Source organism: Mycobacterium sp. 852013-50091_SCH5140682, from assembly GCF_001665685.1.
Taxonomy (GTDB): Bacteria; Actinomycetota; Actinomycetes; order Mycobacteriales; family Mycobacteriaceae; genus Mycobacterium.
In genome coordinates this window covers 36198-54136 of the sequence record NZ_LZTB01000101.1, presented here as the reverse complement: position 1 = coordinate 54136, position 17939 = coordinate 36198, and the positions used below count along the sequence as shown (strand labels likewise).

Sequence of the window (17939 nt, the reverse complement as noted above, 5' to 3'; positions counted from 1 at the left end):
GCCAGCTGCGTCAGCCCCCGGTGCCTCATCCGCCGATCAAAGCACAGGTTGCGGGGTTCGGTAGCGTGCGAACCGTGATCGACGCGGCGGGCCTGGCCTCCCTTTTGGGCCATGCCGGCGTGCGTGATGTCGCCGCCGACAACACCACGCGGGCGCTGTACACGTCGGATGCGTCGCTGTACCGGGTGCTTCCTCTCGTCGTGGTGCGACCGCACGACGAGGCCGAGGTCGAGGCGGTGTTGACCGTCTGCCGCGGCGAGGGGGTTCCGCTGACCTCGCGGGGCGGCGGAACCTCGATCGCAGGCAATGCGATCGGCACCGGAGTGGTGCTGGACTTCAGCAGGCACATGAACCGGGTGCTCGACATCGACGCCGAATCCCGCAGCGCGGTGGTACAGCCCGGGGTCATCCAAGCGGACCTACAACGCCGCGCCGCCGCGCTCGGGCTGCGGTACGGCCCGGACCCGTCGTCGTTCACGCGCGCCACGATCGGCGGCATGATCGGCAACAATGCCTGCGGATCGCGCGCACTTGGCTACGGCCGAACCTCCGACAACCTGCTGCGCGTCCGCGGCTATACCGGGTCCGGCGCCCGGCTGGACACCGCTGTCACCGGCGAGGGCCCGACAATGGCGGCGCTGCGCGATGTCACCGCCGCACATCTGGGCACCATCCGCACCGAGCTTGGGACATTTGGGCGTCAGGTATCCGGGTATGCGCTCGAACATCTCGCTCCCGAACGCGGTTTCGACGTCACCCGCATGATGGCCGGGTCGGAGGGCACCCTCGCGGTTCTCACCGAGGCCACCGTCAGTCTGGTGATCGATCCGGTCCACGCGGTGCTCGTGGTGCTCGGCTACGACGACATCGCCACGGCCGGGGACGCGGCGCCCGGCGTGCTGGCCTTCTCCCCCACGGCCTGTGAGGGCATCGACTCCCGGATCGTGAACGTGGTGACCGAGCGGCGCGGACCGGGCGCCGTCCCGCCGCTGCCGCGCGGCAACGCGTGGCTGTTCGTCGAGATCGCCGGTGACGATCTCGCGGAGGTGCTCGGCCGGGCCGAACAGGTCTCCACCCGGTGTGGTGCTGTGGCGGCCCGCGTCGTCACCGATGCCGCAGACAAGGCGGCGCTGTGGCGCATCCGAGCCGACGGTGCGGGGCTGTCGTCGCGGAGTCCAGCCGGTAAGCCCGCCCATGCGGGCTGGGAGGACGCCGCCGTGCCGCCGCTGCAGCTGGGCTCCTATCTGCGCGAATTCGATTCCCTGATGAGCGATTTCGGTGTCACCGGGCTGCCGTACGGGCATTTCGGAGACGGCTGCCTGCACATCCGGATCGACTGGCCGCTCGAGCGTCCCGGCGGTGTCGCGGGGTTCCACGAATTCCTCATGGCCGCAACGCGTCTCGTCGTCGGCTACCACGGTTCACTGTCCGGGGAACATGGCGACGGCCGGGCCCGCAGCGAACTGCTGGCCATGATGTACTCGCCCGCCGCTCTCGCGGCGTTCGCGGCGGTCAAACACGTCTTCGACCCGGACAACGTGCTGAACCCCGGGGTGATCGTCGACCCTCGCCCGCTCGACGCGGACCTGCGGGTCCCCGCGGCACCTGCCATGCGGCGCGGCCTCGCATTCGCCTACCGGCACGATGGCGGAGACTTCAGCCAGGCCGTGCACCGCTGCACCGGGGTGGGCAAGTGCCGTGCCGACAACCGGACCTCGGGCGGGGTGATGTGCCCGTCGTATCTCGCGACGCGCGATGAGAAGGATTCGACCCGGGGCCGCGCCCGGGCGCTGCAGGAGATGATCAACGGCACCGCCGTGACCGGCGGCTGGCGGGCGCGGGAGGTGCACGAGGCCCTCGATCTGTGCTTGTCCTGCAAGGGCTGCACCTCGGACTGCCCGACCGGGGTGGACATGCCGATGTTCAAATCCGAAGTGCTGCACCAGAGTTACCGACGACGACTGCGCCCACCCGCGCACTACTCGCTCGGCTGGTTGCCGAGGTGGGCACGGTTGGCCAGTAGGACTCCCGGTCTGGTCAACGCCGCGGCGCAGTTACCCGGTGTCGACCGGCTAGCACTGCGCGGCGCTGGCATCGACCACCGTCGTGCCATACCGCCGTTTGCGCGCCACACCTTCCGCGACTGGTTCGACCGCACACACACCCAACCGGTGAGCGGTGATCCGGTGCTGCTGTTCGTCGACACGTTCACCAACTACTTCAGCCCGGAGGTCGGCCAGGCCGCCGTGGCCGTCCTGGAGGCCGCGGGCCTGCGGGTGCGGTTGACGGGGCGCCAGCAGTGCTGCGCGTTGACGTGGATCAGCACCGGGCAGCTCGACGCCGCAAAACGCATCTTGGGTCGCACGGTCGACGAGCTGACCGAGAGCGCGAACGCCGGTGTCCCCATCGTCGGCCTCGAACCGTCCTGCACGGCCGTGCTGCGCTCGGACGCCGCCGAACTGCTCGGCGAGAAAGCCACGCCCGTGGCGACCGCCACCCGCACGCTCGCCGAGCTGCTCACCGAAAGATCTTGGCGGCCACCACAACTCGACGGCGCGGCGGTGGTGGCGCAACCGCACTGCCACCATCACGCGGTGATGACGTGGGATGCCGACGCCGCACTGCTGGGCCGTGCCGGCGCAACCGTCCGGAAGTTGGGTGGATGTTGTGGCCTGGCAGGCAATTTCGGCGTGGAGAAAGGCCACTACGAAGTGTCTGTGGCCATCGCCGAGCAGCAGTTGCTGCCCGCCGTGCGGGAGGCGGCACCCGGCACGGTGGTGCTGGCCGACGGATATTCGTGCCGCACGCAGCTGAACGATCTGGCCCATACCCGCGGACTGCACCTCGCCGAACTGCTGGCCGCGCGGCTGGAATGAAACCGCGAACACCTCGGTTCGTATAGATCGTCGCAACTGACTCAGCGCGACGGAAAACCTTGGCGTCGAACCGTCGCCGCAACCATGCTGTTGCCGGCAAACGATGGAGGAGGCGAGGTATGGCCCGTCATTCCGTAGCCGGGTACCGATGAAATTCCTGCTGCTCACGCTCATCACGCATCAACCCGACCCGGTCACCGGCGAGAAGAAGAGCCCTGCCGCGCGGCTGCGCGAGGTCGTCGATACCGCGGCACTCGCCGAGGAACTGGGGTTCGACGGGTTCGCGGTCGGGGAACGCCACGAGGACCCGTTCATCTCGTCGTCACCGCCGGTGGTGCTGAGCAACATTGCCGCCCGTACGTCTCGCATCGGGCTGTTCACCGCGGTGACCACCCTGAGCCTGCTCGACCCGGTGCGGGCGTTCGAGGATTACTCGACACTGGACAACCTGTCCGACGGCAGGCTCGAGCTGATCATCGGCAAGGGCAACGGGGCTGCCCAGGCCGAGTTGTTCCACGTGACCGCCGCCGACCAATGGGACCGCAATCGCGAAGGCTACGAACTGTTCCGCTTGTTGTGGGACAGCGAGGACGTGACGTGGTCGGGGCGGTTTCGCCCGCCACTGTCCCATGCCAAGGCACTGCCCCGCCCTCTGCAGGAGCGCATCCGAATCTGGCACGGCAGCGCGACAAGTCGCGATTCGGTGGACCTCGCCGCCCGCCACGGTGATCCGCTCTTCTCCGCCAACGTGACCCATCCGATCGAGCCGTACGCCGAGTTGGTGCGGTACTACCGGCAGCGCTGGGAGTTCTACGGGCACCGCCCCGAGGATGCGCTCGTCGGCGCGGGCACAGCGGGATTCCAGGTCGCGCCGACGACGCAGCAGGCGATCGCCGAATACCGGCCGATCTTCGAAACCCGGCTGACGTTTGCTCGTCGCGCCGGCCTGCCGGTGGCGTTCGAGACCATCGAGGATTTCGTCGCCCGCAGCTCGGCATTGGTCGGCAGCCCGCAGCAGGTGCTCGACAAGGTCGGCCGCTACCACGAACAGCTCGGCCACGAGGTGATCCACCTCAGCGCCGACGCCGACGGTGTATCGGCAGTGCAGAAGCGGCGCAGCCTTGAGTTGTTCCAGAGCGAGGTGGCGCCGACCCTCCGAGCCCTCATTCCCAGCAGACCCCTTGCCGCGCAATCCCTTCAGAAAGAGGTGACGTCATGACCACCGCCGACACGTCCGAAACCACATTCGAAGCCGAGTGGGACGACTGGCACCGCGAGCGCGAACGTTACTACGGCGATCCACTGGGCTGGGTGAGCCTGACGGGCTTGTACTGGCTCACCGACGAATTCGATACCGTCGCAGACCTTCCGGGCCGTTGGCGGGCTGACGAGGCCGCGGTGTACGTCGAGGGGATCGACGGCACCGAGCGGCTCGAACCTGCCGAAGGCGCGCCCGGGCTACTCGTCGCCGACGGAGACCGACGCATCGAGGTGATCCGGCGGACCGGGTCGGTCGCGCTTCGGGTGCACGATCCCAAGTCACCCCATCTGCTGAGCTACCACGGCATCCCCGCCTACCCGCCGGACGAGCGGTGGCGCGTCACCGGCACGTTCGCGCCGTATCCGGAACGGGTCACGGTCACGACGGGCGCCGTCGTGGAAGGCCTCGAGCACCACCACGCGGCCGTCGGTGTCCTCGACTTCGAGTTGGCAGGGACCGCCCATCAGCTCGTCGCCTTCGCGGGCCGCGACGGCGGCTTGCAGGTGTTGTTCACCGATGCCACCAGCGGCGTGACCACCTACCCTGCCGCCCGATCCCTGGCTGTCGCCGCGCCTGATGACGACGGAACCGTGACCCTCGACTTCAACCGGGCCGCCAACCTGCCGTGCTCATTCACCGACTACGCGACGTGCCCCGTGGCGCCCGCCGAGAACCGGCTCACCGTCGCGGTGGAGGCCGGCGAGAAGAAGCCACGCTGACCTCGGGCTGTTGACAGAGTGGTAAAAGTGGTTATTGGGAAGGGATCTGCACAGGGCCGATCCGGCATACGTCGAGGAGAATCATGCCTGTCGGCACGACCTCTCGACGGTGCCTCAGCCCGGGCATCCACGTAGCCATCGCCGCCGCGATGCTGGTCACCTCTGGGTGCGCGGCCACGTCCGCGGTCGCATCTGCCGCGCCGAAGTGCTCGGACGTCGAGGTGATCTTCGCGCGCGGCACCGATGAGCCCTCGGGTATCGGCGCGGTCGGCCAGGCATTCGTGGACACGCTGCGTCCGATGGTCAAGGGCTCGAGCGTCAGTACCTACGCCGTCCAGTACCCCGCGTCGTGGGATTTTCTCAAGGCCGCGGCCGGGGCCACCGACATGAGCAAGCATGCCCAGGCCACGGCGTCGCAATGCCCGAAGACGAAAATCGTGCTCGGGGGCTACTCGCAGGGCGCGGCCGTTGTCGATGTCGTCGCCACCTCACCGGTGGCCGGCCTCGGTTACAACGCGCCGTTACCCGCGGCCGTCGTCCCGCGGATCGCGTCGATCGTCGTCTTCGGCAATCCGTCGGCGCGGCTCGGCCAGCCCCTGACGCGCATGAGCCCCGACTTCGGTGCAAGAACCGCCGACCTGTGCAACACCAACGACCCCATATGTTCGCTCGGCCGGGACTTCGACGCGCACGTCCGCTACCAACAATCCGGGCTGATTCAGCTCGGCGCGCAGTGGGCCGCACGGCATATCAACGTGCGCACCTGACCTCACTCCAGAAGACCGTATTCGTCGAACCAGTGGGCCAGCTTGCCGCGGCGGCTGACCGCGCGCAGCCGCGCTTCGGTGGCGGGCCGCACTTTGCTGGTCGTGACGATGAGGAGCTCGTCGCCGACCTCGATGCGCGTATCGGGCAACGGGACGAATGTGTGCCCGTCCCGCACGATCAGCGTGATCACCGCGGGGTACGGCAGGCGCAGTTCGAGGATCGTGACATTGTGCAGACGCGACGACGGCTGCACCGTCATGGTGAGCAGTTCCGCGTCGAGAACATCCAGTGGCGCCGCTTCGACCTGGATCTCCCGGGTGGACTCGGCGGTCACCAGCCCCAGCCGCTGGGCAACGAAGTGCAGGCTCGGGGCCTGAACCAGGGTGAAGATCACCACCAGCACGAACACGATGTTGAGCAGGCGGTGGCTGTCTGTCACGCCGACCACAATCGGGAAGGTGGCCAGCACGATCGGCACCGCACCACGCAGCCCGGCCCACGACAGGAACAACTGCTCACGCACTGGAATACGGAAGCCGACCAGCGCTCCCAACACCGACAGCGGGCGGGCGACCAACAGCAGCACCAAGCCGATGACGACCGCCGGGATCACGTCGTCGGCCAGTTCATGCGGGTTGACCAAGAGCCCGAGCAGGACGAACAGGCCGATCTGCGCCAGCCAGCCGAGCCCCTCGGCGAACGACCGCGTCGCCGACCGGTGCGGCAACCCGGAATTGGCGAGCACGACGGCCGCCAGGTACGCCGCGATGAACCCGCTCGCATGCGCGCTGCCGCCTGCCGCGAACGCGACGAGCCCCAACCCGAACGTCGCGATCGGGTACAGCCCGGACGCCGGTAGGGCAATGCGACGCAACGCGATCGCCCCGAGAAGTCCGACCGTCAGGCCGAGCGCGACACCCACCACCAGCTCGTAGGCGATTTCGGTGAGCGCACCCTCGGGTTCGAGCACGAAGGGCACCACGCTGAACATCAGCACGAGGATGACCGCGGGTGCGTCGTTGAACCCGGATTCGGCCTCGAGCAGGCCCGCGAGACGCCGTGGTAGCGGCAACACGCGCAGAACCGAGAACACCGCGGCCGCATCGGTGGAGGCGACGATCGCCCCGAGCAGAAGGGACAGCTGCCAATCCATGCGCAGCAGCACGTGGGCACCGACCGCGGTGACGACCGTGCTGATCAGCACACCGACGGTCGCCAGTGACGCCGCCGGGGCCAACACCTTGCGGATGTCGGCGTAGCGCGTGGTCAAACCGCCTTCGACGAGGATCACCGCGAGGGCGGCCGTGCAGACATTCCGTGCGAGTTCGACGTTGTCGAAGTGCAGCCCGATGCCGTCCTCACCGAGAACGACGCCGACCAACAAGAACAGCAGCAGACTGGGAAACCCCACGCGCGTCGCGACGCGCGTACCGATGATGCTTGCGAGCAGCACAAGGCCTCCGATCAACAAGGCCAGGTACAACTGTTGCAAGCTCATCAACGTGAAAGTAAATCAGTACCGAAGCCTGCGGTGAGGCCCGGTGTATAGGCGAAAATAGCCGGGTGGCGGAACGGAAGATGCGAATCGCGATCGCAGGCGCGGGCAACGTCGGGCGATCCGTTGCCAGAGAGTTGCTCGGTTACGGCCACAAGGTCTTGCTCATCGATCGGGAGCGCCGCAAGTTCGAGCCGGAGACGGCGGCCGACGCGGATTGGTTGCTGGCCGACGCGTGCGAGATCAGCGCGCTCGAGGAAGCCGGAATCCAGACCTGCGACGTAGTGATCGCCGCGACGGGCGACGACAAGGCCAATCTCGTCATCGGACTGCTCGCCAAAACCGAATTCGCCGTGCCGCGGGTCGTCGCCCGCATCAACGACGTCAGCAACCAGTGGCTGTTCGGCCCGAGTTGGGGCATCGACGTTGCCGTGTCGACACCGGGCGCACTGGTAGCCGGCATCGAGGGCGCCATCGATGTCGGCCACCTGGTGCGGCTGATGGGCCTGCGCGGCGGTCGGGCCGAGCTGACCAAACTGACTCTGCCCGCAGCCAACCCGCTCGTCGGCCGGCGCGTCGACCAGTTGGATCTCCCGTCGAACACCGCCTTGGTGAGCTTGGTCCGCAGTTCGCAGGTCATCCTGCCGCAGCCCGAGGACGTGCTCGAGGCCGGCGACGAAATGCTGTTCATCGCCAACCGCGCCGCGGAGGGATCACTGCTGGCGGCGGTTCACGGCCAGTTCCTCCACGACATGCTCGACGACGCCTGACGGAACCTCGGCCGTCTTCTCAGCGTCACATCTGCATACCACCGCCGTCGTCCATCGGGAGCACCATCACCAGCCGATCGGCGCTGCTGCCAGGCTCTGCGGGCGTCGCCAATTCCATATCCCCACACCGGAATTGGTGGAAGATCTGGATGTATGGCAACGCGCGTCTCGCGGACGGCGACCGCCAAGGCCGACGTGAATATCGCCGACGCTGACAACGGCAGATGCCGCGGTCACGAGTAGTCGGCCACTCGAAGCACGCGGACGACAGTGAAATCGTTTCTGCAGCAATGATTCAGCGTATCTGTGCGTCGGCAACGACCGAATCCGATTCGAGTAGTGAACTACTCAATCCACGCCAGAGTTGCCGCCGTAGCGTTCGGTTCGGGCTCGTACAACGCACCAACCAGGGGCGGCGAAGCCTTGGACAGGAGGTAAGAGATCATGACACTTGTCTTTGCTGCCTCGACGACTCATTACTCAATCAGCTACGACAACAGTCTTTCTGACGCGGACGGCAAGAATCGGGCGAACAGCCTCGCGCAGGTTTGCGAACAGGATTACTCGATGATGGCGCGGTGGTTCCCAGGCCTTGAGCTGCCGTACTCGCTGCCGGTAGCAGTCAACATCATCCCGGGCAGCTACGCCGGAGCCAGTTGGGGGCCGCCGATATCGCTGCGCCCCGGCAACGGTTCGAGCCTCGATGTGGTCCGCTATCTGTTGGTTGCCGAAGTCGTAGAGATGTTCATGCTGTCGCAGAACAAGGGCTGGTTCGCCAGCGACGGATCCAACGAGGGCGAGGCAGGCGAAGGCTTGTCCAGGTTCCTCTCGGCCGAGTTTCTGCATCAGAGCAATCTGGGCTGGTCGATGCCGCGTTTCGACACCGCTGGGCTCTGGCTGAACAGCGATCGCCTCGACTACATCAACACCAACGACGATCACGACCACGCACCCGACGAAAAGATCGGCTGCGCAACACTGTTCATTTATTACCTGAGCTACCAGCTCGGGTACAGCGTGGACAGGATCGTGGCGGCGGCCGCACCGACACTGCGCGGCGTGTACCGCAACCTGTCGGGGGACACCGGTGACCCGTTCCCCCAGTTCAAACAGATGCTCGACAATGCCTACCCGCGCAAGCGGCCGGATGGCACACCGATCAATATCGTTCTCCCCGGACCGAATCCGGATAATCCCTACCCCCTCAACCAATACAAACCGGAGGTTCCCGTGTCAGCTCGCGTGTTCTGGCAGATGAATCCGGGTCGCAACGTCGTCAATCTCAATTGGGATGCGATCAACGCCGACTCGGTTGTCATGGTCTCCGCCAGCGAGTACAACCAGTTTTCGCAGCAACTTCCCGACACCACCGATCAACGCTTCGTCGGTGCCGCGGACATCACCGTCTCAAACGTCACGCCGCACGGGCCGCCCTTCGATCCCAACCACGGGGTGACTTTCGTCGTCGAGGTCGCATGGTCGGCCCCCTTGACGGTATGCACCGACATTGCCGTGATCGCGAACGCGCCCGACGCCGTTGTCTATGTGGGGCCGCAGACCGAGTCCGGGGATTCGGTCCCCGAACCGGTGGTACACCGGGTTCTCGAAGCCCGGCCGGAAGAACCGGCGGTGCTGTCGGCGACGATCGGCACTCCTCGTGCAACGGGTCGTGGCTCACGTAACGGGTCCCGTAAGCGTGAGGAAACCCGGCACGAGCTGACAATCTGAGCGGCCGCCGTCGGACCTGCCGCACATCGTTGAGCATGGGTCAGGCACGCTTGTCACTACGATGCCCGCACCCACCGCACCGACGCCATGACCACAGCGCTGCTCGACGATCCCGGTGACCTGTCTGGACTGCGCGCCAAAAGCGCTGATCCTGACACGCTGTTCACCGACTTCGCCGCCTGGGCCGAGGCCAACGGCACTGCGCTGTACCCGGCCCAGGAAGAGGCGCTGATCGAGCTGGTCAGCGGGGCCAACGTGGTGCTGGCCACCCCGACCGGGTCGGGCAAGTCGCTGGTGGCCACCGGGGCGCTGTACTCGACGTTGGCGGCAGGCATCCGCCGCAGCTACTACACCGCACCGATCAAGGCCCTGGTCAGTGAGAAGTTCTTCGCCCTGTGCGACGTGTTCGGCGCGGTCAACGTCGGCATGCTCACGGGCGACGCGGCGGTCAACTCGGAGGCGCCGATCATCGCGTGCACGGCGGAGGTGCTCGCCAACATCGCGCTGCGGGAAGGCGCGCAGGCCGACATCGGCCTGGTGGTGATGGACGAGTTCCACTTTTACGGCGACCCCGACCGCGGCTGGGCATGGCAGGTGCCGCTGCTGGAACTGCCCCATGCCCAGTTCTTGTTGATGTCGGCCACGCTCGGCGATGTCACGTTCCTGCGCGAGGATCTCACCCGGCGCACCGGGCGTCCGACGGCGCTCGTCGCGGGTGCCGAACGCCCGGTGCCGCTGTTCTACTCGTATGCGACGACGCCGATGCACGAGACCATCCAGGATCTGCTGGACACCAAGCAGGCTCCGGTCTACGTCGTGCACTTCACCCAGGCCTCGGCGCTGGAACGCGCGCAGGCCCTGATGAGCGTCAACGTGAGCACCAAGGAGGAAAAGGCCGCGATCGCCGAGGCCATCGGCGGGTTCCGCTTCACGTCGGCATTCGGATCGACCCTGTCGCGGCTGGTGCGCCACGGCATCGGCGTGCACCATGCGGGGATGCTGCCGAAATACCGGCGGCTGGTGGAGCAGCTTGCCCAGGCCGGTCTGCTCAAGGTCATCTGCGGCACCGACACCCTCGGCGTCGGCATCAACGTGCCGATCCGGACCGTGGTGTTCTCGGCGTTGTCCAAATACGACGGCACCCGCACCCGGTTGCTCAGTGCCCGTGAGTTCCACCAGATCGCGGGCCGGGCAGGACGGGCGGGCTACGACACCGTCGGCACCGTCGTCGTTCAGGCGCCCGACCACGAGGTGGAGAACCTCAAGCAGTTCGCGAAGGTCGCCGACGATCCGAAGAAGCGCCGAAAGCTGGTGCGCCGCAAGGTGCCCGAGGGCATGGTGCCGTGGAGCGAGGCCACCATGAACCGGTTGGTCTCCGCTGCGCCGGAGGCGTTGACGAGCAACATGCGGGTGTCGACGGCGATGATTCTCGATGTCGTGGATCGGCCCGGCGATCCCTTCGTGGCGATGCGCCGGCTGCTCACCGACAACCACGAGCCCCGCAAACGTCAGCTCCGGCACATCCGCGAAGCCGTCGGCATCGCCCGCTCACTGTTGCAGGCCGGCGTGTTGGAGCGCCTCGACGAACCCGAGCCCGACGGCAGGCGGTACCGGCTGACCGTCGACCTACCGCCGGACTTCGCACTGAACCAGCCGTTGTCGACGTTCGCGCTTGCCGCGATCGACCTGCTCGATCCCGAATCGGAAACCTATGCGCTGGACGTGGTTTCGGTGATTGAGGCGACGCTGGAGGATCCGCGCCAGATCCTGGCCGCGCAGTTGAACAAGGCCAGGGGCGAGGCCGTCGCGCAGATGAAGGCCGACGGCATCGAGTACGAGGAGCGCATCGAGCTGCTCGATGACGTGACCTATCCCAAGCCGCTCGAAGAACTGCTCAACCACGCCTTCGACGTCTATCTGCGTACGAACCCGTGGGCGGCGGACGGCCGGCTGTCTCCCAAGTCGATCGTGCGGGAGATGTGGGAGCGCGCCATGACGTTCCGGGAGTTCGTCAGCGGCTACGGGCTGACACGTTCGGAGGGTGCCGTGCTGCGGTACCTGTCCGACGCGTTCAAAGCCCTGCGGTCCGGCGTCCCCGCCGCCGCGCGCACCGACGAGGTCGTCGATATCGTCGAGTGGATCGGCGAGCTTGTCCGCCAGGTCGATTCGAGCCTGCTCGATGAGTGGGAGCAGCTCACTGATCCCGACCAACCCCATGACGCGCCCGTCGCGACGCCAACCCGGCCGCGCCCGCTGACCGGCAACGAACGTGCCTTCACCGCGATGGTCCGCAACGCGTTGTTCCGTCGGGTCGAGTTGTTCGCCAGGCGACGCTGGGACGAACTCGGCGAGCTCGACGGCGACGCGGGCTGGTCCGCGCAGCGGTGGGAAGAGGTCGGTCTGGAGTACTTCGCCGAGCATTCCGATCTCGGCACCGGCCCCGATGCGCGCGGCCCCGCGATGCTGATCTTCGACCGGCAGCCCGGCATGTGGCGGGTACGGCAGATCTTCGACGACCCGGCGGGAGACCGGGACTGGGGATTCGACGTCGAGGTGGACCTCGAAGAATCCGACGAAGCAGGAACCGCGGTCCTGCGCCTGGTGGACGCCGGCCGAATGGACTGAGCAGTCCGTGTTCCACATCACACCGGCGATCGGATTCGAGTGGGAGAATGCTGGGTATCTGCTTGGCGTGAATTGTGGAGCCAACGGCGCTTCTGCGAGTTTGCGTGTTGAAGGTTGGGGGTAGTCGCATGAACCGAATTCATCGTTGGTTGGTTGCCGCTGCGGTTGCACCGTTCGTGGCGGCGGGGTCGCTCGCCGTGGCCGCGCAGGCCTCCGCGGAGTCATGTCCTGACGTGCAGGTGGTGTTCGCCAGGGGCACGTTCGAACCTCCCGGTGTGGGCCGCGTCGGTGAGGCGTTCGTCGACTCCCTGCGCGCGAAGGTCCCCGGCAAGTCTGTCGATGTCTACGCCGTCAACTACCCGGCGTCCCTTGACTTCGCGACGGCCGCCGACGGTGTCGTCGACGCCAGCAACAAGGTCCGCGATACCGCCAACGCGTGCCCGAACACCAAGATGGTGCTCGGCGGCTACTCGCAGGGCGCCGCGGTCGCGGCGTACATCACTGCCGACGCCGTCCCCGCAGGCTTCGCCCTGCCGCCCGGCCTCACCGGGCCGATGCCGGCATCGGTCGTCGATCACGTCGCCACGGTCGCGCTCTTCGGCAAGCCGTCCAGCGGCTTCCTGCAGATGATCTACACCGGCGCCCCACCGATCAAGGTCGGCGCCCAGTACGCACCCAAGACCCTCGACCTGTGTATCCCCGAGGATCCGGTGTGCTCGCCGACCGGCGGCGACAACGGCGCCCACAACCTGTACGCCGACAACGGGATGACCGATCAGGCGGCCCAGTACGCTGCCGACCACCTCGGAGCGGGTTCCGCGACCGCCGACCAGGCCACGCACCGCTGAGCCAGGCAAGCCGTCTCGAGGTCTGAGTCGGCCGTCTGCACCGCCTGGCCGCACGTGCGGAGGTACTCAGGCAGGCGGTGTTCTCATGGCCGCGCAGCTGGCCGAGGGCTTTCGGACTCGGCGGAGGGAAACCGCGGGGCCCGCTTCTCGCGCAGCGCGGTGTACCCCTCGACGACGTCGGGCCCGAGGAAGGTGAGCATCTCGTAGGCCGCCGATTGATCGAAGACCGGTCCGGCTTGCCGCAGCCAATTGTTCAGCGACCGCTTGGTCAGTCGGATGGCTTGCTGCGCGCCCGCTGCGAGCCCGTCGGCGATCCGCAACGCCTCATCCAGAACTTCCTCGCGGGGAAGGGCTTTGGCGACCAGACCGATGCGTTCGGCTTCGACGCCGGTGATCATCTCCCCCGTCATCAGGTAGTACTTGGCCTTGGCCATCCCCGCCAGCAGGGGCCAGATGATGGCGGCGTGATCGCCTGCGGCCACACCGAGTTTGACGTGGCCATCGCCGATCCGGGCGTCCTCGGCGACGATCGCGACGTCGGCGAGCAACGCCGCTACCGCACCTGCCCCGACCGCGACACCGTTGACGGCCGACACGATCGGCTTGTCGCAGTTGATCATGTTGTAGACCAGATCGCTCATCTCACCGAGCATGTGCGAAACCCGTTCGTAGTCACCGGCCATCCGCTCCACCATGGCCAGGTCACCGCCCGCGCTGAAAGCCTTGCCCGCACCGGTGATCACGGCGACGCGGGTGTCGTGGTCAGTGGAGACGTCGCGCCAGATGCGGGCCAGTTCGGCGTGCATCTCTTCATCGGCCGCGTTGTATTTCTCCGGTCGGTCGATGGTGATGAGCAAGACCCCGTTGTCCCGGCGGTTCAGTGTCAGTTGCCGGTAGTCGTCGAGGTTCATGTCATCTCCGTCTCGTGTGGGTCGGCGGGGGCGGGCTGATCGCCTTCACCGACGGTGCGCCACCGCATCAACGTGAACTGCGTGTGCCCAGGTTCGACCGACACACCACTGCCGACGCGAACTACCTCACCGGCCGTGACCGTACGCGCACCTCGGCCATTGGTCAGATATCGAAACAGCCTGTCATATCTGCCAATCGGCTGTGCACAATCTGAATGAACGGCTTGGCTCAGCCGTCGCGGAGCTCTGTGGGCCGACGACACAACGTTTGCCCGGCGTCCATCTCAGCGGCGCGGCGGCAGGAGGTGGACAGCCGGTCGTCCAGCGCCCGCCCCGTCGGCGATGACATTGACATCAACGCCGTAAACAGAAGAGATCAGCGCAGGTGTCAGAACCGCGGCGGGCGTCCCGGCCGCGGCTACGCGACCGTCGGTGAGTACGACGAGCCGGTCACAGAACAAGGCGGCAAGGGTGAGATCGTGAAGTGTTACGACCGCGGTCACAGGCAGATCCCGAATCAGCGCGAGTAGTTCGAGCTGATGCCGAACATCCAGGTGATTGGTCGGCTCGTCGAGCAGCAGTTCCCGCGGCTCCTGGGCGAGTGCCCGTGCGATCTGCACGCGCTGCTGTTCGCCGCCCGACAGCGTGTGCCAATCCCGGTTCCGCATGTCCGCCGTAGCGGTCTGAGCGAGGGCCCGCTCGACCGCACTGTCGTTTGCTTCGGCGGCACCGGACCACACGCTGTGGTGCGGAATCCTGCCCAGCCGCACGATTTGCTCGACAGTCAGGCTGACACCGGTGGTGGCCTGCTGCTCGACGACGGCGATGCGCTGCGCGAGTGTCCGGCGGCGGTGACCGCCGAGCGATTGGCCGTCGAGTAGCACCGCACCGCCGGTGGGGCGCCGCAGCCCGGCGAGCAGGCGCAGCAATGACGACTTGCCCGAACCGTTCGGCCCGAGCAGGCCGAGCATCTCCCCTTCTCCCAGTACCAGCGACACCCCGTCAATCACCAGTCGCCCGCCCGCCGACCAGCTGACGGAGTCGGCCACGATCGAGTCGACCGGCGCCATCAGGACCACTTCCTGCGCGCGAGGAGAAGCACGAATATCGGCACTCCGACAAGTGCAGTCACCACGCCCACCGGCAGCTCCTGAGGGGCGAACACGGTGCGTGCCACCGTGTCGATCCAGACCAGGAAGATCGCACCGGCCAGTGCCGTGACGACGAGCAGCCTGCGGTGAGCAGGACCGACAATGATCCGCGCCGCGTGCGGCAACACGAGGCCGACGAACCCAATCGCGCCCGCCGCGCTGACCAGGACCGCGGTAAGCAACGCTGTGGTGGCCAACAGCAGAATGCGCACCCGTGTGACAGACACCCCGAGTGAGGCCGCCGCGTCATGCCCGAACGCGAACGCGTCCAACGCGTCGGACTGCGTCCAGCACAAGGCGATGCCCACCGCGCACGCCGCAGCGCACAGCGCAACCTGATCCCAGGTGGCACCACCGAGTGAGCCGAGCAGCCAGAACAGCACTCCCCTGGTCTTCTGGGCATCGGCGGACGAGAACACGATGAACGAAGTGATAGCCGAAAATAGTTGAGTGCCTGCGACTCCGGCCAGCACGACGCGGTCCTCCCCACCGCCGGCAGCGGCGGCGAGGATCAGCACGAGGACGAACGCTGTCAGCGCTCCGGCGAATGCGCCGGCAGACAAGCTGAGCGCGCCGCCGACACCGGTGACCAACACCAGTGCGGCCCCCGTCGACGCGCCCGAGGAGATACCCATCATGAAGGGGTCGGCAAGCGGATTGCGCATCATCGACTGCAGAACCGCTCCACAGATGGCCAGGCCGGCACCGCATATCGAGGCCAGTAGCGCGCGTGGCAGCCGGAGCTCCCACACGATGCCGTCGTCGATCAGCGTCATCTCCGCACTGTCGTTCCAAAGGTGTTGTGCAATAACCGCATACACGTTGCGCACACCGATGTCAGCGGGTCCGATCAGGATCGCGGCCAAGATGGACAACAGCAGACCGCCGACAGCGATCGGCACGAGCAACAACATCTCGCGGCTGCGCAACGCCGACCGAGCGCTCACTTCACGCCGAGCACGACATAGTCGTCGAGCAGTTGCCACACCGTTCCCACCTCCGTGAAACCGGCTTGTGCCAGCGCCGACACGTGGAAGTCGACGGCGGTCGACGGCGGCGCGGGACGTTCGGCGAACCGCTCGTCGCGAACCGCCGCGAGCAACGTGGCTGCGGCCGAGTAAACCCGCAACAGGGCGTCGGGCATGAGCCAGTGCAAGGCCGTCGTCGACACGAAGGCATTGGGAATGCTGCCGCCGGGTCGTGGTCGACTGCGACAACTCTGGCGTTGGGCAGCGCATCGAGCACCCGTTTGGTCAATGACCCTGGCCCGCACGCCAAATCGACGACGACCGGGCGATCACCGCAGGCCAGCTCCAACAACTCCACCATGATGCGGAATCTGCTCTCCCGGTCGGCGATATACGCCGCCTGCTGCTCGTCCCACGATGCCAGAAGAACATCCGCGGACTCCACCCCGCTCATTTGCCCACCACCCCGAGGGAGCGCAGCCCTGACGCGACGGTCTCGATCGCGTCGACGTTGCGCAGCGAGGGGTCCATCGCGGTTCCTGGCAACGTGATCCACCGGTGTTCCCGCACCGCTGACAACCGCTTGGCGGCCGGGTCCGTTTCCAGGAATCGGATCTTGGCGGCCGCGCTGTCCCCGTCATCACCACGGGTCAAATCGGCGAGGACGAGCACGTCTGGATCGCGTTCCAGGATGGCCTCCCACGAGATCTCAGGCCATAGTTGCCGATTGTCGTCGAATACGTTGCGAGCCCCGAGTTCAGCGGTGATGATGCCCGGAGCTCCGCAGCACCCTGCGATGTAGGGAGTCTTGGTACCCGCGTACCACCACATCATCGTTACGCCGTCGGCATTGAGGCTGTCGGCCGCGGCAGCCTTTCGTTTTCGCAGTGACGCGATCAGCTGATCACCCCGCTCCTCGACACCGAATATCTTTGCGATGTCGGTGATCTCTGCGTACATGTCGTCGAGCGTGAGCGCCCGCTGTTGTGGGGCGTCCTGCCCACCGCATTCGCTCGAGGATTGGTAGGTCGGCACACCGAAGCTCTCGAATCGGTCCCGCGGGGCCACCCCCTCGTCGGTGAAAGACCAGTCGAATGTGGCATAGACGAAGTCGGGCGTCTCCTTCAGCACGCGTTCCAGCGACGGGAAATCCCGGCTCAGAACCGGCACTTTGGCGTTCTCGGCGGCAAGTTCGGGACGGACCTCGTCGCTCCACGATGCGCTGCCGGCCATGCGGTCGGCCAGTCCCAGGGTCAGCAGCAGCTCGGTGGCCGGCTGATTGATCGAGACGGCGCGTCGTGGCGGTGTTTTCACGGTGACCGTACGCCCACAGTTCTGCACGGTGACGGGATAGCCCGCGGTTTCGCCGCGGGGTGCGGCAGTGGTCCCACCTACTGAAGAGCTGCAGCCAGCCAACAACGACATGGCAAGCAAGACAACGGATATGACGCGCGTGCGTTCAGGCAACACAAAGCCTTCCGATCCTGGACCCGATCGCGGAGTCCGTCCGATGGGCGGGTCTCCCGTCGAAGTGCGGCGGCGAGGCCCGAGCCAGCAGGTCTTCGGACTCGGAATCATCCAGACAGAGCGCCTTCCCAGTCCGCCGGGACCAGTGGCCGTTGCTCCGCCTGTCCTCCATACCGCTGCGCGTCAGTTCCAGATTCTCACCGGATTCCCTGACCCAACCGGGTTGGGCACGACTGGCTCGAACGGACCATACCAGCGCAGCGCGTCGGGCAGGCGCGTAAGCGGAACCCGTGAGCAGCGAGGCGATCCACACGCCTTAATGATAATCGTTTTCATTTAGGGTCCGAAGGCA

Annotated in this window: 14 protein-coding genes and 1 riboswitch; of the genes, 8 read left to right on the top strand and 6 right to left on the bottom strand. The window is 66.6% G+C overall.

Features of this window, described 5'->3' with window-relative positions:
• Nucleotides 1-74 precede the first annotated feature (74 nt).
• The 4 genes from A5784_RS26565 (at nt 75) to A5784_RS26550 (ending at nt 5623) form a co-directional block, all read left to right on the top strand.
• Entirely contained in the window at nt 75-2876 is a 2802-nt protein-coding gene (locus tag A5784_RS26565; protein ID WP_064947891.1) for an FAD-binding and (Fe-S)-binding domain-containing protein, read from the top strand.
• 148 nt (nt 2877-3024) lie between these two features.
• Nucleotides 3025-4095 carry an LLM class flavin-dependent oxidoreductase gene (locus A5784_RS26560; RefSeq protein WP_064947859.1) on the top strand — a complete coding sequence of 357 codons (1071 nt, stop codon included), beginning with the start codon at nt 3025-3027 and terminating at the stop codon, nt 4093-4095.
• Nucleotides 4092-4856 carry a DUF1684 domain-containing protein gene (locus tag A5784_RS26555; protein WP_064947858.1) on the top strand — a complete coding sequence of 255 codons (765 nt, stop codon included), beginning with the start codon at nt 4092-4094 and terminating at the stop codon, nt 4854-4856. Before A5784_RS26560 ends, A5784_RS26555 begins: the two co-directional genes overlap by 4 nt.
• 83 nt (nt 4857-4939) lie before the next feature.
• Nucleotides 4940-5623 (top strand): cutinase family protein, encoded by a 684-nt coding sequence (locus A5784_RS26550; RefSeq protein ID WP_064947857.1) that lies wholly within the window; start codon nt 4940-4942, stop codon nt 5621-5623.
• A gap of 2 nt (nt 5624-5625) precedes the next feature.
• On the opposite strand, the gene A5784_RS26545 is transcribed toward A5784_RS26550, so the two are convergent.
• Nucleotides 5626-7122 carry a potassium/proton antiporter gene (locus A5784_RS26545; protein WP_064947856.1) on the bottom strand — a complete coding sequence of 499 codons (1497 nt, stop codon included), beginning with the start codon at nt 7120-7122 and terminating at the stop codon, nt 5626-5628.
• A gap of 80 nt (nt 7123-7202) precedes the next feature.
• Here A5784_RS26545 and A5784_RS26540 point away from each other — a divergent pair, with 80 nt between their 5' ends.
• From A5784_RS26540 to A5784_RS26525, 4 genes are all read left to right on the top strand, one after another.
• Complete coding sequence (locus tag A5784_RS26540) at nt 7203-7889, top strand: potassium channel family protein (protein ID WP_064947889.1); 687 nt, start codon at nt 7203-7205, stop codon at nt 7887-7889.
• A 444-nt stretch (nt 7890-8333) separates the two neighbouring features.
• Nucleotides 8334-9617, top strand: coding sequence for a hypothetical protein (locus tag A5784_RS38855; RefSeq protein ID WP_064947855.1), 1284 nt, complete (start codon nt 8334-8336; stop codon nt 9615-9617).
• A gap of 87 nt (nt 9618-9704) precedes the next feature.
• A complete protein-coding gene (locus tag A5784_RS26530; RefSeq protein ID WP_064947854.1) occupies nt 9705-12242 on the top strand; it encodes a DEAD/DEAH box helicase in 2538 nt (845 codons plus the stop codon).
• A gap of 128 nt (nt 12243-12370) precedes the next feature.
• Nucleotides 12371-13090, top strand: coding sequence for a cutinase family protein (locus tag A5784_RS26525; RefSeq protein WP_064947853.1), 720 nt, complete (start codon nt 12371-12373; stop codon nt 13088-13090).
• An 83-nt stretch (nt 13091-13173) separates the two neighbouring features.
• On the opposite strand, the gene A5784_RS26520 is transcribed toward A5784_RS26525, so the two are convergent.
• The 5 genes from A5784_RS26520 to A5784_RS26495 all read right to left on the bottom strand — a co-directional run bounded on the left by A5784_RS26520 (nt 13174) and on the right by A5784_RS26495 (nt 17545).
• Complete coding sequence (locus tag A5784_RS26520; protein WP_064947852.1) at nt 13174-14001, bottom strand: enoyl-CoA hydratase/isomerase family protein; 828 nt, start codon at nt 13999-14001, stop codon at nt 13174-13176.
• A gap of 284 nt (nt 14002-14285) precedes the next feature.
• Nucleotides 14286-15071, bottom strand: a complete 786-nt coding sequence (locus tag A5784_RS26510) for an ABC transporter ATP-binding protein (protein ID WP_064947888.1) — start codon at nt 15069-15071, stop codon at nt 14286-14288.
• Nucleotides 15071-16066, bottom strand: coding sequence for a FecCD family ABC transporter permease (locus A5784_RS26505; protein ID WP_064947887.1), 996 nt, complete (start codon nt 16064-16066; stop codon nt 15071-15073). Before A5784_RS26505 ends, A5784_RS26510 begins: the two co-directional genes overlap by 1 nt.
• Nucleotides 16067-16095: 29 nt before the next feature.
• Nucleotides 16096-16323, bottom strand: a complete 228-nt coding sequence (locus A5784_RS39355) for a hypothetical protein (RefSeq protein WP_064947850.1) — start codon at nt 16321-16323, stop codon at nt 16096-16098.
• Between the two features lie 247 nt (nt 16324-16570).
• A complete protein-coding gene (locus A5784_RS26495) occupies nt 16571-17545 on the bottom strand; it encodes an ABC transporter substrate-binding protein (RefSeq protein ID WP_064947849.1) in 975 nt (324 codons plus the stop codon).
• Between the two features lie 111 nt (nt 17546-17656).
• Nucleotides 17657-17840: riboswitch (cobalamin riboswitch) on the bottom strand.
• Nucleotides 17841-17939 lie beyond the last annotated feature (99 nt).